The sequence below is a fragment of the Erythrobacter rubeus genome (assembly GCF_014705715.1).
Lineage (GTDB): Bacteria > Pseudomonadota > Alphaproteobacteria > Sphingomonadales > Sphingomonadaceae > Erythrobacter > Erythrobacter rubeus.
Map to the genome: position 1 here is coordinate 297,633 of NZ_JACXLC010000001.1, position 14,663 is coordinate 312,295.

Sequence of the window (14,663 nt, forward strand, 5' to 3'; positions counted from 1 at the left end):
TTAATCGCTACCGGCAGGGATACCCTGCTGATTGAGCGTGACGGTATTCACCCACTCCTTGATCTCGGCGACTTTGCCGTTGTCGTCGATTGAGACTTTGAACACGTAGGCATTGCGATATGGTTCGCCGGTGGCTGCCACGCGAAGATCGCCATCCGCTTCCATCCACACTGTTCGCCCGTCATCAGCGATGCTGTAGGTGCGATTGACGAAAGCGATGTTATCGTAGTTTTCCGTCACGATCTTGAAATAGGTCAGCAGAGGGAACTGGCGGGGTGATCCTTCTCCCGTCCTTCCGGTCGGATTGAACATCGCAAGGATCCGAGCATCTTCGGCAAGCAGTGGTTCAACCCGTTCGATATCTTCTGCCAGCACTGCATCGAACATCGGAATGACCACGCCGTTCAGTGCATCGTGATCGGCGGCCTCAGTGGCGAACACCGGCGGAGCGATCGCAAGAGTGATCGGGATGAGCGGGGCGAATTTCAGCATAGTCAATTTCCCTTTCAGAATGGGAGATATGATGGCCGCGCATTGCGATGCTCGCGCGATGAGGTTACTATCAAATCAGTAGTCAGGGAAGTAACTATCGAAATGAAAGTGTCAATGGAAAAGAGTTCAGCCCGTCATTCATCCGAACCAGGGCTTGGGGCCAGGCCGAAAGATGACCCTATCGAATTGGCGCTGTCCCAGGTCGGAGACAGATGGACCTTCATGATACTGCGCGAAGCATTCTTCGGTGTCCGCCGCTTCGATGAGATGCTGCGTAATACCAAGGCTTCGCCAAGTATCCTTACGGGGCGGTTGAAGCGGATGGTCGCGGACGGATTGCTCGACCGACACCCCTACTGTGAGCGCCCGCCCCGGTACGAATATGTCCTGACAGCGAAGGGAAAGGCGCTCTATCCAGCGATCGTGCTGCTGATGAAATGGAGCGATGACTGGGTTGCGCAAAATGCCGAACCCACGATTTCCTTGATACACACGGTTTGCGGGCACGAGCTCCATCCAGTCCTCAAATGCGACAAGTGCGGGAAGCCTATTGCGGCGGAGGACATCGATTGGCGAGTCGGTTGAGAGGCGGCGCGGTTAACCGCCCTTCGGTCCGGCGAAACCCTTTCCGCTTGCATCGATCTCCGGATTGGGATTGTCGTTCCACCACGCGACGTCCGTCCACGGTCTGATGTCGACTTCATGAGTCCAGCAATTGCGCGGTTGTTGGGCCAGGTGCCAGTACGTCTCGGCGATTTCGGCGGGGTCGATCACGCCTTGCTCGCCTTTCGCTGCCTTGAATGCCTCGAACTTGTCGCCGAGCAGCTTGCCCAAGGTGTCGGGGGCGTCGACTGCGCCGTCGACCAAGATATGCGCCACGTGGATCCCTTGCGGCCCGAATTCCGCATTCAGCGTCTGGCACAGCATCCTGCGCCCTCCCATCGCCGCAGCGTGGCTGTGCTGTCCGGCATTCCCGCGAACCGCCGATGTGGCCGAAGTGACGAGCAGCGTGCCGTGATTGCCGCTCTTTGCGCGCTCGACCATCGCCGGAAACATGGCGTGCGCAAGCCGGTAGACGCCGAAGCAGCCGAGCCGCCAGCCCAGCTCGAATGTGCGATGCGGCGTGTCGTGCAGCTTGCGGTTACCGATCTGCGCGCCGAGATTGTAGAGCGCGGCTTCGATCGGCCCGATATCGCGCTCTACCCTTTCGACCAGTTCCTCGATCGACCCGTCCTCAGCGGCGTTGAGCAGCGTGCCGGTGGCACTGCCGCCATCCGCTTCGATCCGGTCGATCAGCCTGCCAAGGCTCTCCTCGTCGGATCGGCGGGCCAGCACCGCGTGGTAACCGCCCGCGGCAAATCGCATGGCGGCGTGCCCACCGATCCCGGCCCCCGCTCCGATGACGAGGAATACAGGCTTTCTGTCTGGCATTTCACTCTCCCTTGGCCGGGAGAGTAGGCCAGTCCTCAGACGTGTTCCAGAGCCTGCTCGAAATCGGCGATCAGATCGTCCGGGTCTTCGATGCCGATGCTGATCCGCACCAGGCTATCGGAAATGCCGAGCTGCTGGCGGCGCGCATGGGGCACCGAGAGATGCGTCATCGAGGCAGGGTGGCTGGCCAGCGTTTCCGTGCCGCCCAGGCTGACCGCGAGCTTGGCGATGGTGAGGTTGTCGAGGAACCTGAAGCATTCCGCCTCTCCGCCCTTGATAAAGACGCTGAAGGTAGAGCCCGCGCCAAGGCAGTGCCGATCATAGATATCCTGCTGGCGCGCATCCTCGATCATGCCGAGATAACCTAGACCATCGACTTTCGGATGGGCCTTCAAAAAAGCACACACCTTCGCCGCGTTCTCGCCCGCGCGCTGCATGCGCAGCTCCACGGTTTCGAGGCTGCGGAGCAACATCCACGCTGTGTTGGGATCAACGATTCCGCCCATCGTGTTGCGCAGTGCGCGCACCGGGTCCATCCATTTCTTCGCACCCGCGATCGAGCCTGCCACGAGGTCGGAGTGACCGCCGACATACTTGGTCAGCGAATAGGCAACGATGTCCGCACCGTGATCGAGCGGGCGCTGCCACAGCGGCCCAAGAAACGTGTTGTCGATGGCAATCGGGCAATCCCACTTGAGGTTGGCATCGCGAGCCTCCTTGACTGCTTCGATATCAACCAGCGCGTTGGTCGGATTACCGGGACTTTCGAGGTAGATCATCGCGACCTTGCCGCCATTTTCTCCCGCCTGCTTCTTCGCCCGCTTCAGAACATCTTCGAGCTCTTCGCGCGTCGCACCTGCCGGGAAATCGATGTAGCTGACGCCGAACTTGCTCAGAACCTTCGAGACAAAGCCTTCCGATGCGGCATAGAGCGGCCCCGAATGCACGATCACATCGCCTTGGCTGACATAGGCGAGCATCAGGATGCAAATGGCGGTCATACCGCTGGAAAAGCTCAGCGCGTCCTCCGCGCCGTCCCAGATGGCGAGACGATCTTCGAGGATTTCCTGGTTCGGCGCATTGAAGCGCGAATAGACGAGGCCTTCCGCGCCGCCTTCGCGCTGCCCCGTAATGCCTTCGAAATGCCTCTTTCCGTCCGCGGCGCTGGGAAAGGCGAAGGTCGATGTGAGGAAGATCGGCGGTTTCAGTGAGCCTTCGGACAGGACCGGATCGAAGCCGTGCCCCATCATCAGCGTGGATGGCTTCAGCTCGCGCCCGCCAATGCTCGTCTTTTCGGGCTTCGGTTTGCGGCGCGGAGTTGGGGTGTCGGTGGCATCGATGGCGTCCGTCATGCGGATATCCTTCCTGAACAACGCTCCAAGGAAGGCTGGAGCCAATTATCGGACCGCCAGGCACCCGCTCCTAACCTCCGCAGAAGCGCCTCTCCGCACGGGCCGTTTGTTAGTCTCGGAACTACCGAGAACTGGTTTCAGTTGCAACGGGTTCTTGCTGGTTTTGCATAGGCCGCGGCGCGTGTATCTTCGGGGGGAGCAGCGACCGGCAATGGTCATGGCCGACGCTTTGGCCGGAGGGAAAACGATGTCCGTGAACGATCCTTTCCAGATGCAGCGCGAGCTGCGTTACGGCGCGCCGGTTTGCGACCAGATCCTGACGGGGCGGCATTTCTCCATCGGCTATTCGTGGTATTTCCGGCAGGCGAAATGGACGCTCGAAATCATCAATCGCGACCGCGAGCTGGTGAACGAGATGGCAATGGTCGAACGGCTCGACAATTTCCGCGCCGATACCCGTATTCCCAAACGGTTCCGAGCAGGCCTCAAAGCTTACAAAGGCAGCGGCTTTGATCGCGGACATCTTGTCGCGAGCGCCAACCAGGATTTACAGGACATCCAGAATTCCGAGACGTTCCTGCTGTCCAACATGTCTCCCATGAAGCCGCAATTCAATCGCGGCATCTGGGCGAGGCTGGAAAACGAAATCCGCGAACTGGATGCACGTCCGAGCACGCTGGAAACCTACGTGCTGACCTGCCCGGTGTTCTATTTCGGCGAAAAGGTCGAACGCATCGGCAAGGAGCAGGAAGATTTCGGAATCAGCGTTCCTGTGCCGCATGCATTCATGAAAAGCGTGCTGGCGGAGAACAAGCGCGGGCGCTTCCGCCTGTGGACGTTCGAGATACCGAACAAGCGGCAGACCGATGATCTCGATAGCTTCCTCGTCAAGACCTACGATGCGGAGCAAATGGTCGGCGGGCGGTTCTGGGACCGGATCTCGCGCGAGGACCTCCACACCGCGAAGTCGCGCACAGGATCGATGTGGTGAGCAAGTGGGCCGCTGAATTCTGGAGTTGAACGACGCCGAAGGTGTCGCAAGGGCGGAAGCGAAGTCGAAGACGCAGCTGGCCAAAAGGCCACCAGCAAGGCCGCCCGCATCGATGCGACCGAAAGGTCGCGTGAGCGAGGATATCGCGCCCCGGTTGGGGTGCGAGAATCAAATAGACGCGATCATCCAGACCATCCCAACGATCATACCGATACCGATGATATCGAGCACGATCCCGGCCTGAACGAGCTTTTCGATTCTCAGCCGCCCGGTGCTCCAGGCGATGGCGTTGGGTCCGGTCCCGGCGGGCAGGATGAAACCCCAGCTCGCCGCGAGCGCTGCGGGCATCGCGATAAGGATTGCCTGTTCGCCCAGTCCGAGAGCGGCGGCGAGGCTCGCGACCACCGGAATGACAGCGCTGGCGGTTGCGACGTTGCTGGCGAATTCGGTGATCAGAACGACCATCGCAACGATTGCGAGTGCCATCAGGACCAGCGGGACCGTCTCGAGCGGGAGCAGCGCATTGCCGAGCCATTCGGCAAGTCCGCTCGCCTGCATACCCGCTGCTAGCGCGAGGCCGCCGCCGAACATCATGATGACGTCCCACGGCGCACGATTGGCCTCCTGCCAGACCAGCAGCGGACGTCCGGTGCCGTCCGGCAACAGGAACAGGGCGAGGCTGGCAATCACTGCGATAGTGCCGTCGGTCCAGCTGTTTTCCGGCAAGTAGGGCGCGAGCCACAAACGCGTGGTCCACAAAAAGAACGTAACGGCGACGACGGGGACCAGCCGCTTCTCGGCAGGCGACCACGGCGCGTGATCGTCTATCGCGGCGCGCGCTGCTTCGATGTCGAAGGAGTGCGCTGCGATATTCTGCACCCGGCTGATGATGAATGCGGCAAGCGGGACGCCGATGATCACGATCGGCAATCCGAATGCCATCCAGCGAGCGAAACTGATTTCGAGGCCGATCATGCTGTCGAGCAGGGCGACTGCAATCCCGTTGGTCGGAGAGCCGACAATCGTACCGAGCCCGCCGATAGTCGCGGCAAATGCGATGCCCATCGGAAGCGCGGCGTTGATGCCTTCTTGCCGCGGCTCGCTTTCGCTCGCACCGGGGCCACCCGCGTCCTCCACCCTTCCACCCGGATTGTATCCCGGTAGGCTCCGGGTGGAAGGGTGGAGGGCGCGGGTGGCCGCGGCCAAGGGTCGGTCGGATGACCGATCCGCACCCGACAAGGGAGCGCCGCCAGATAAAACAGCGAGCGCCATCGGCATCATGATCAGCGCGGTCGAGGTGTTGGATATGAGCATCGAGAGGATCGCCGCCGACATCATGAAGGCGAGCAGCAGCCGGGTCTGACCACCTCCCGTCCCGATGGTCTTGAGGATCGCGAGGCTCAGCCGCTTGTGCAATCCGGTGCGCTCAATAGCGAGCGCGATGAACGCGCCGCCGAGCAGCAGGAACAGGATCGGCGCGTAATACGCGCTGGCGGCATCGCGCGCGCTCATCACTCCGCCGAGCGGGAGCCAAATGAAAGGGAGCAGGGCGGTTGCGGTGAGCGGGATGGCTTCGGTCATCCACCATGTCGCCATCCAGATAACGAGGCCGGCGACCAGCCAGCTCTCCGCATTCATCCCAGCCGGAGCAGGCGTGAGCATCGTGATCGCGAAGACCAGCGGGCCGAGAAACAGGCCGATCCGGCGCGCTGTCATGACGGTGTGCTTCCCTCTGATCCCATGTACGTGGGCGTATCAGTGAAGAACGCAGGGCGGCAAGCTGCGGTGGAGCATTCGTCACCAGTTGATGGCCGCGATTCCATCCCGATCATTCCAAACGAAAAAGACGGGCAACCCAGAGGACGCCCGCCTTCAAAAATCCGGATCGCTGTGCGCTTATTTCGGCGCGAGCACCATCAGCATCTGGCGGCCTTCGAGGCGCGGAAACGCTTCGACCTTGGCGATTTCCTCGACATCTTCCTGAACACGTTTGAGCAGGTCCATGCCGAGGTGCTGGTGCGCCATTTCGCGCCCGCGGAAGCGCAGCGTGACCTTTACCTTGTCGCCATTGTCGATGAACTTGTTCACGTTCCGCATCTTCACGTCGTAATCATGCGTGTCGATGTTGGGACGCATTTTGACTTCTTTGATGTCCTGCGTTTTCTGCGACTTGCGCGCCAGATTGGCTTTTTTCTGCGCTTCGAAGCGATATTTGCCGACATCGAGGAACTTACACACCGGCGGGTCGGCATTGGGCGAGACTTCGACAAGGTTCAGACCCTTGTCCTGCGCCTGCTCGACGGCTTCGCGGGTGAACATCACACCAAGGTTTTCGCCTTCGTCATCGATAACGCGGACCTTGGGGACTTGAATAAACTGATCGTAGCGAGGGCCGCTTTTAGTGGGCGGGGCCATCGAACGTCGAGGTGGACGGGCTATGTGGGAATCTCCTGTGAAAGCCTTTGGGTTGCGCCAGCTATGTAAGGTTTTCGAGAGCGAAACGCTAGGGGAGTCTTTTGTTTGCGCCCTCAAGCGCCGGGCGCGAGCCATCCGGCTCGCTTGGCTTCCGCCGCATAAGCGGCGACGGCCAGTCGGCCTCGCGACGCCTGCGGCGTCGAGCCAGCATTACATTGCTATCTCGTCGCGGAGCACGGGCGCGTAGCGACCGCAAGCGCGACCGCCCGCCCGCAGCGCCGTAAGCGCGAGGAAATCGCACGCCGGATGGCGTGCGGAAAGCAAACTAAGCCGCCTCGCGAAAAAGCGGGAAGCGCACCAATTTGCCCTTTGCCGGAAGCACCGCGTCGATCTCGCTTGCCGGGCCGAGCGCGCGCAAAATCTCCAGCGAGCCTGCATCCATTCCGCCGGTGTAGGCGCCGAAGGCTGGCAGGATCATCCGGTCTCCCTGACCAGCCGTGCGGCTGAGGACGCCGCACGGTCTGGCGATGTGGCGGTTTCTCACTTTGAGGCGCATTTTCGGGTGGTAGTGGCCCGAAAGCTCCGGCCGCGTTTCGCCGCGTTTCGCCTCGTGGCGAAGGATGATGCCGTTAAGCTCCAGCTCCTCGACCAGAGTGGCCCCGAACGCGCGGCTCATCTCTTCGTCGTGATTGCCGGTGATCCACACCCAGTCGAGCGAGCGCGTCAGCGCCTCCAGCATGCCGGTGGCATGGGGATCGAGCCTGTCCGTGCCCGCGTCATCATGGAAGTTGTCGCCCAAGGTGATCACGCGCCGCGCACCTGTCGCTTTCACGCTGTCGGCAATCCGCTCCAGCGTCTCACGGCTGTCGTATGGGGGGAGCATCTGGCCTTGCCTCGCATACCAGCTGCCCTTTTCCAGATGCAGGTCGGCGACCAGCAGGGCGCGCTCGCGCGGCCAGTAAACGCCGTGCGATTTCATCAGGACAAGCTCCTCCCCGGCAAAGGGGAGAGGGGCGAACGAAACGGGAACCATGGCTTTCACTTGCCGTGGCTTGGCGGCTTTGGCAAGAGGTCATTCATGGATTGGGAACCTTACACACAAAGAGCGCGCGGCTGGTTCGAAAGCCTGCGCGATCAGATATGCGCTGCGTTCGAAGAGATCGAGCGCGAAGCGAGCTCGAACGCTCAATTCACCTACACACCGTGGAGCCGCGAAGAAGAGGGCAACGATGACCCGGGCGGCGGCACTCAGGGCCTGATGAAAGGCAAGGTGTTCGAAAAAGTCGGGGTGAACGTGTCGACCGTGCGCGGCAATTTCCCGAAAGAGTTCGCGGCCAATATTAACGGTGCCGATCCCGAAAATCCCGGCTTTACCGCGACGGGCATATCGCTGGTTGCGCACATGAAGAACCCGCATGTGCCCGCGGTCCACATGAACACGCGGTTCCTAACCACGGGCAAAGCGTGGTTCGGCGGCGGCGCGGACCTCAACCCGCCGATCCCCTATGCGGACGACACCGAGGCGTTTCATGCGCAGCTTCGCGCGGCCTGCACGGCGCACAACCCGACCTATTACGATCGCTACAAGAAGTGGGGGGACGAATATTTCTACCTGCCACACCGCGAGGTTCACCGCGGTGTCGGCGGAATCTTCTACGACCATCTCGAATGTGATGACGATCCTTCCTGGGATCGCAACTTTGCGTTCACGCAGGATGTGGGCAAAGCATTTCTCGAGATCTATCCCAAGCTCGTACGCAAGCGGATGGAGAGCGACTTCACACCCGAGGATGAGGCGCAGTTACTCGAATATCGCGGACGCTACGCCGAATTTAACCTGGTCTACGATCGCGGTACGATTTTCGGCCTCAAGACCGGCGGCAATATCGACGCGATTCTGATGAGTTTGCCGCCGCGAGCGACCTGGAGCTGATGCGCGCGGCGGGCACCTGTAAGGGGCGCGTGCTTTCGCTATTGCTCGCTGGCGCTCTCGCCGGCTGCTCCACAACCGAACCATCGCCTACCACTGCGCGCGCGCAAGGCGGCGAAGAGGCGGTCGAGAAGTTCCTGCGCGCCAACAGAGCGTGCACGGATGACAGTCTCGAACAATTTGTCGGGCGTGAGGCCACCACTCGGACCTTGGCCGAAATCGAGGCAACAAGCGGGGCGCTGTCCTTGCGGTTGTTGCCCGTGGGCGAGCCCGTCTCCGCCGAGGGCGCAACCGGCAGGCTTTCGATCGAGCTCGATCAGGACAATCGCATCACCCGCGCCTATTGCGGATAGGGATCGTTGAGCCCTCATAAAGAAAGGGTCGCGGATTGCTCCGCAGCCCTTCCCCGCTTGATTGGCAGTATTCCTAGAAGCGGAAGCCCACCTCAACCGTTGCGCGATCATCGCGGAAGGCGTTCCGGTCGATGGCAGTTTCGAACCCGGCGCCGAAGCTGAACTGACCGTTCGTGACGCTTACGCCGCCGCGAACTTCGCTCCAGCTTTGCTCACCGATTGCCAGCGGCAGGACGATGCCGACCTGGTCCGCAGCTGCGAACCGCACGGTCAGATCGTCATTCCCTCCAGCGACCCGGCGAACGTAGTCGGCACGCAGCTCAGGCGTAATCGACCAGTTGCCGCGCAATTGATGCTGCCCGGCAAGCTTGAAGCCGCCGCGTGCGGTGACGGATTCCATCGCGAGCGAATCGATCGCCAGTGCGGTCTGCGTGCCCTGCTCCTGATACCCGCCGAGGTTCAGCCGGTCGTAGGAGAGCTGCGCACGCGGGGTGAAGGTGACGCCCTTCATCACGGGCACGTTGACGCCCGCTTCGGCAGAAACGGCATAGCGGCTCATCGAACTTGCGCCGTTGAGTTGCCGCGCTGCGACACCGTCGAACCCGTCGCGCTGCGTATCGAGATCGATCGTCTCAAGCGTGGTTACGCCGCCGATATAAGCGTTTCCGCCGAGATCGTATGCGCCGTAGGCCGACACCTGCGTTGTGCGCGACCGGTTTTCCGACGAGCCAATCAGCTCGCTGCCCTCAGCATAGCCGAGCGCGATGCCGAAGCTCGCGCGATCGGAAACGCTGCGCTCGAGACCCATTCCGAAATAGTTTCCGAACTGGCCGCCGCCATTGATCCCAGCCGAATTGCCATCGGTTGAGCCGAAGACACCGCCGGAAATGAAGCCGGAGAACCCTTCAGGAAGCGGAGTGGATGCGCCGGAACGCGGCGTAAGATCGGTAACGCCCATGCGGACGTCGCGATTGCCGGTCGCCGAGGCGAGACCCATCCGCATCGCTTCGGGGGCACCCACGATCGCGAGCGAGCCGCTTTTGCCGCTGCCCATGATCGAGAGACGATCATTGACCGCAAAGCTCAGCAGCTGGCTCTGACGGTTTTGCAGTATGGTCGAACTCGAAATGTTGCTCGGAGCGAGGCTGTCGAGCGTTGCCGTCAGCGCGGCGCCGTCCATCACGTCGATCACGCCGTACAGATCGTAGAGGTTGTCGTAAAACCCGTCGCGAAGCTGATCGAGAGCCTGGGCAAAAGCTCTGGCCGTGCGACTCTTGCGACCGATAATATCGACAAGTGCACCTGCACGCAGCTCTGCGGTGATGGCATTCTCGCCGTAGGTCAGCTCCGGACGAAGTACGCCCTGGAAGCTGGCGATATTGCCGAAGGTACCTTCGATCCCGCCACCGGCTGTAGCGATGGTGACGACGTCGCCGTGACGCGGTGCACGGCCAGCTTTGTTGAATACGAGCGTCGGCCCCACGCTTCCAGCGTCCGTTGGATCGGACAATGACAAAAGGCCGGTAACAGCAAGTGTATCAGACCCGCGGCGGCTCGCGTCGATGAAGAGCGAGCTTCCCGAGGTCATGATGAGGTTGCCATCGATAGTCAGCGTGCCGAACTTGTTGGCGCCTCCGGGGACGATGGCGGTCAATCCGGTCGTTACGAATGGAGAGACCAGCGTGCCGCTTCCGGTAAGGAAGCCCGTTAGCAGGAATGACTCGCGCGCCTGCAGGATACCATCAACATTGGTCCAGCCGGCAATTTGGGTGAAGTCACCCAGCGTAGTAAGCGACCCGCTGCTTGCGATGTTCAACTTGGTAAGCCCGCTTACAGTGAGGCGGTCGATTTCGATGTCCGCATCACGCAGTGTGGTCGAGCCAATGGCGGACAGGGTGACGTCGAAATAGCGCGGACGCTGAACGCCCGGGATGCCGACTACGTTGTTAGGGACGAAGTTCTCCGTACCCGGACCGTTTTCGACCTGCAGGGCTTCCCCGTCCGAACCGACTACCGCGTCTTGCTCAACCGGGGTGCAGAACTGACTGTCGAAACAGAGCTCACCAAATTTCGCGCCGTCGCCAGTAATCCCAGCGCCGCGCGCGTCAGGAAGACGGTTGATAAGTTCGCCATCGAGGTCGATCACGTAATTGGGATCGATTGCCTGCACCCAGTGATCGGGATCGGTCCACTCGCCAATACCGGCCTTATTTGTCGCATACACATAGGGGTTGTTGGCGACTATCAGGTCCCAGAACGCATGCAGCGGCTGATAGAAGGAGTGTGTTCCATAGCTGCCAAAGGGCTGATCAGCGAAATAGCGGGAGCCGCCGGACAGCACGCCAGCCACGACCGGGATGTCGTACTTTTGATCGACGATCAGCGGGCCGCCGGAATCGCCGCCGCCTGTGCTGCCTTCGATGGGGAGGGCGACATCATCGTCACCGAACAGACGGAAATCGAACTGGCCGTTGTCCGGATCGTAAGTCCCGCTGGGGTCGGTGAAGCTCGTCCAGTATAGGTTCTGCGGGAGCGCACCGGGCTCGTCGCCGAACAGGAAACCGTCGCGATCATCGAATGAGCCGAGGAAGGAGACATAGTTCTCCGCGGCGCGGCGACGAAAGCCACCTGAATTGACCGACCCTTCGGTACCGACACCGGTGTTGCCGTAGCCGGTTACCGTGACGTGTTCTTGGCCATCGAGAGGGGTGAAGAGCAAGGCCCAAGTCGGGATGTCGAATGCAGGCGTATCGAGAGTAGCAATGGCTACATCCGCGCTCAGGAAGTCCCCGAATGGATTTTCCGCGGAGCGCCGGTCGTACCAGATGTGCTCGGCATTATAATACGCGTTCGCCACGGATGTGGTGAATCCGCTCTCGAGCCAGCCTATGATCCCGTCGAATGTGTCGTTCTGGAAACCGAATGAAATCGGCACGCCGCCAGCGGCCGCGCCGTATGCTTCTTGCGGGCGGCTGTTGACGCAGTGCGCGGCGAAAATCACCATGCGGGGGTTCACGAGCGAGCCGGTGCAGGTGCCGACGGTGCCATCGCCGTTCCAGATGATCATCTGGCCGATGCCGTTGATATTCTCCGGATCGAGGATGCCATCGGGAGGGAACTGGTTCGGATCGAACCCTTCGCGCACGACGATACCCGGGGAGTCTTCGGAATCTCCCGGATTGAGCGAGACGGTCGACGCCGCGCTCTCTGCGAGCATTGCGGAAATATCGATCCCGCCCACCGGCTGCGTGCCGGTATCCGAATTGCCAAGCTCGTTAGCCGAAGCTGAACTGGCAAAACCAAGAGAAAGTGCGGATGCAGCGGCGAGCAATCCGCTGCGACGTGCGGTCGTGTTCATGAAAGTCCCCTCATTAGATACACAGAGGAGAAATTCCGGCGAAACGACTCGCCAGTATGCCCCTCCAAGGCGATAGATTACGAAATTCTGAACGCAAGGAAAGGGCACTAACCAATTAATTTGCAGTCATTTTGTGTAAGCTAACAGGGTTTGCGTAGAAGATATGGTCCTTCGATACAGAAACGGACCGCCAGACTTCGCCTAAAAGCTTGCCCCCGCTGCGCGCTGCGCACATATTCGAGAGGATGCTCCGCCAGTATGAACTCGTAGAAAAGGTCAAGGATTACGATCCTGACGCTGACGAAGCGGCGCTGAACCGCGCCTATGTCTACACCGTCCAGAAGCACGGAGCTCAGAAACGCGCGAGCGGCGATCCCTATTTCTCGCATCCGATCGAAGTCGCCGGGTTGATGACCGATCTGCAGCTCGACGAGCAGACCATCATCACCGCCCTGTTGCACGATACTGTCGAAGATACGCTGGTCACGATCGAGGACATCGAGGCCAATTTCGGCTCCGATGTCGCGCGCCTTGTCGATGGCGTGACGAAGCTCTCCAAGATCGAGGCGATGCCTGAAAATGAGCGGGCGGCGGAGAACCTGCGCAAGTTCCTGCTCGCCATGTCGGAGGACATCCGCGTCCTGCTGGTGAAGCTTGCCGACCGGCTGCACAACATGCGCACGCTTCACTTCATCAAGAAGCCGGAGAAGCGCCAGCGCATCGCGCGCGAGACGATGGATATCTATGCGCCGCTCGCCGAGCGGGTGGGCATGTATGAATATATGCGCGAGATGCAGGCTCTGGCTTTCCGCGAGCTTGAACCCGAAGCCTACGCCACCATCACAAAGCGGCTGGAGCAATTGCGCAGTCAGGACGGCGGGCAGGTCGATGCGATCGCGCTGAAGATCAAACAGGCGCTTGCCGAAGCGGGGATGACTGTCGAGGTCTCGGGCCGCGAAAAGCATCCCTTTTCGATCTGGCAAAAGATGTCGGAGCGTCACGTCAGCTTCGAGCAGGTGACCGACATCATGGCGTTCCGCGTCATCACCGAGAACGAGGCGGATTGCTACCGCGCCATGGGCATCCTGCACACGACTTGGCAGTTCCTGCCCGGGCGGTTCAAGGACTACATCTCGACGCCCAAGAACAACGGCTATCGCAGCCTGCACACCTCGCTAATGTATGAGAATTCGATGCGGGTCGAAGTTCAGATCCGCACGCGCGAGATGCACCAGCGCAACGAATTCGGGCTCGCAGCGCATTGGGCCTACAAACAGCATGACAAGGCCGATGGTGAAGTCGGATGGCTGCGCGATCTCATCGAGATTGTCGATGCAAGCCACGACGCCGAAGAATTGCTCGAACACACCCGGCTGGCGATCTATCAGGACCGTATCTTCGCCTTCACGCCGAAAGGCGCGCTGTTCCAGCTGCCCAAGGGATCGACCTCGGTCGATTTCGCCTTTGCCGTGCACACCGACCTGGGTCTCGCTACGGTGGGCGCGAAGATCAATGGGCGGCACATGCCGCTGAGAACCCCGCTCAACAACGGAGATGTGGTCGAGATTATCAAGGGAGCGGGCGCTGAGCCGCAGCTCTCGTGGCTCGGCTTTGTCGTAACCGGCAAGGCTCGGGCCGCGATCCGCCGCGCTGTGCGGCTGAAGGAGCGGGCGGAGGTCGCCCAGATCGGGTCCAAGCTGTTCGATGAAATCGCCGCGCGTGTCCCGGCTCGCATCGGTAGAAAGGCGATCCGCGCTGCCATCGAACGATTGGATATGGAGGGTCCCGAGGACCTGATGTTTGCCATCGGGTCGGCAAAGCTGACCGACCGGGAGGTTATGGAAGCGCTCGTCCCAGGCTGCACTGCGGACCTCGATGAAAACGAAGAGTGGTCGGTGCGCGAGCGGGCGATTTCGATCAAGGGCCTGACGCCGGGCGTCGCTTTCGAGCTCGCGACCTGCTGCCACCCGGTGCCGGGTGACCGGATCGTCGGCCTCAGGCGCAAGGGCGAAACCGTGCTGGTGCACGCTATCGACTGTCTTGAGCTTGCCAACGGTGTCGACACCGACTGGCTCGACCTGTCATGGGGCAAGAGATCGCACGGCGCAGTCGGTCGTTTATCGGTCACGCTCTACGACAGGCCGGGGACGCTGGCGGAAATGGCCGGGATATTCGCTCAGAACAAAACCAACGTCACCAGCCTCGTCCAGACCCAGCTGGATCATCCGTTTACTTCGTACGAGATCGATGCAGAGGTGCAGGATCTGGCGCACCTCAATCGCATCATCAGCGCCCTGAGAGCGAGCGACGCAGTCGCACAGGCAGAGCGGATCTGATTTTA

At 60.9% G+C, this 14,663-nt stretch carries 12 protein-coding genes; 5 read left to right on the plus strand and 7 right to left on the minus strand.

The genetic code is table 11. The features are described from left to right. Positions 1-492 carry a nuclear transport factor 2 family protein gene (locus IB285_RS01575; protein WP_190786521.1) on the minus strand — a complete coding sequence of 164 codons (492 nt, stop codon included), beginning with the start codon at positions 490-492 and terminating at the stop codon, positions 1-3. A 114-nt stretch (positions 493-606) separates the two neighbouring features. On the opposite strand from IB285_RS01575, the gene IB285_RS01580 reads away from it, so the two are divergent. Next, on the plus strand, positions 607-1,077 hold the full coding sequence (locus IB285_RS01580) for a winged helix-turn-helix transcriptional regulator (RefSeq protein WP_190786522.1): 471 nt from the start codon (positions 607-609) through the stop codon (positions 1,075-1,077). Between the two features lie 12 nt (positions 1,078-1,089). Here the strand turns inward: IB285_RS01580 and IB285_RS01585 are convergent, their stop codons facing one another. Together IB285_RS01585 and IB285_RS01590 are read right to left on the minus strand one after the other, a co-directional pair. Further along, positions 1,090-1,923: an SDR family NAD(P)-dependent oxidoreductase gene (locus IB285_RS01585; RefSeq protein WP_190786523.1), complete on the minus strand. Its 834-nt coding sequence runs from the start codon at positions 1,921-1,923 to the stop codon at positions 1,090-1,092. Positions 1,924-1,958: 35 nt separating this feature from the next. Then, complete coding sequence (locus IB285_RS01590) at positions 1,959-3,275, minus strand: cystathionine gamma-synthase family protein (RefSeq protein WP_190786524.1); 1,317 nt, start codon at positions 3,273-3,275, stop codon at positions 1,959-1,961. 253 nt (positions 3,276-3,528) lie between these two features. Between IB285_RS01590 and IB285_RS01595 the strand changes: the two genes are divergently transcribed. Beyond that, complete coding sequence (locus tag IB285_RS01595; protein WP_190786525.1) at positions 3,529-4,266, plus strand: DNA/RNA non-specific endonuclease; 738 nt, start codon at positions 3,529-3,531, stop codon at positions 4,264-4,266. Between the two features lie 168 nt (positions 4,267-4,434). Here IB285_RS01595 and IB285_RS01600 read toward each other — a convergent pair whose 3' ends face one another. From IB285_RS01600 to pdeM, 3 genes are all read right to left on the minus strand, one after another. Beyond that, a complete protein-coding gene (locus tag IB285_RS01600) occupies positions 4,435-5,982 on the minus strand; it encodes an SLC13 family permease (protein ID WP_190786526.1) in 1,548 nt (515 codons plus the stop codon). Between the two features lie 180 nt (positions 5,983-6,162). Continuing rightward, complete coding sequence (gene infC, locus IB285_RS01605; protein WP_190786527.1) at positions 6,163-6,681, minus strand: translation initiation factor IF-3; 519 nt, start codon at positions 6,679-6,681, stop codon at positions 6,163-6,165. Between the two features lie 325 nt (positions 6,682-7,006). Further along, on the minus strand, positions 7,007-7,714 hold the full coding sequence (gene pdeM / locus IB285_RS01610) for a ligase-associated DNA damage response endonuclease PdeM (protein ID WP_190786528.1): 708 nt from the start codon (positions 7,712-7,714) through the stop codon (positions 7,007-7,009). 45 nt (positions 7,715-7,759) lie between these two features. Here pdeM and hemF point away from each other — a divergent pair, with 45 nt between their 5' ends. Together hemF and IB285_RS01620 are read left to right on the plus strand one after the other, a co-directional pair. After that, positions 7,760-8,614, plus strand: a complete 855-nt coding sequence (gene hemF, locus IB285_RS01615; RefSeq protein WP_190786529.1) for an oxygen-dependent coproporphyrinogen oxidase — start codon at positions 7,760-7,762, stop codon at positions 8,612-8,614. After that, entirely contained in the window at positions 8,614-8,964 is a 351-nt protein-coding gene (locus tag IB285_RS01620) for an I78 family peptidase inhibitor (RefSeq protein ID WP_190786530.1), read from the plus strand. Before hemF ends, IB285_RS01620 begins: the two co-directional genes overlap by 1 nt. 73 nt (positions 8,965-9,037) lie before the next feature. Here the strand turns inward: IB285_RS01620 and IB285_RS01625 are convergent, their stop codons facing one another. Continuing rightward, positions 9,038-12,322: an autotransporter domain-containing protein gene (locus IB285_RS01625; RefSeq protein WP_190786531.1), complete on the minus strand. Its 3,285-nt coding sequence runs from the start codon at positions 12,320-12,322 to the stop codon at positions 9,038-9,040. Positions 12,323-12,567: 245 nt separating this feature from the next. Between IB285_RS01625 and IB285_RS01630 the strand changes: the two genes are divergently transcribed. After that, a complete protein-coding gene (locus IB285_RS01630; RefSeq protein ID WP_190786532.1) occupies positions 12,568-14,658 on the plus strand; it encodes a RelA/SpoT family protein in 2,091 nt (696 codons plus the stop codon). Positions 14,659-14,663 lie beyond the last annotated feature (5 nt).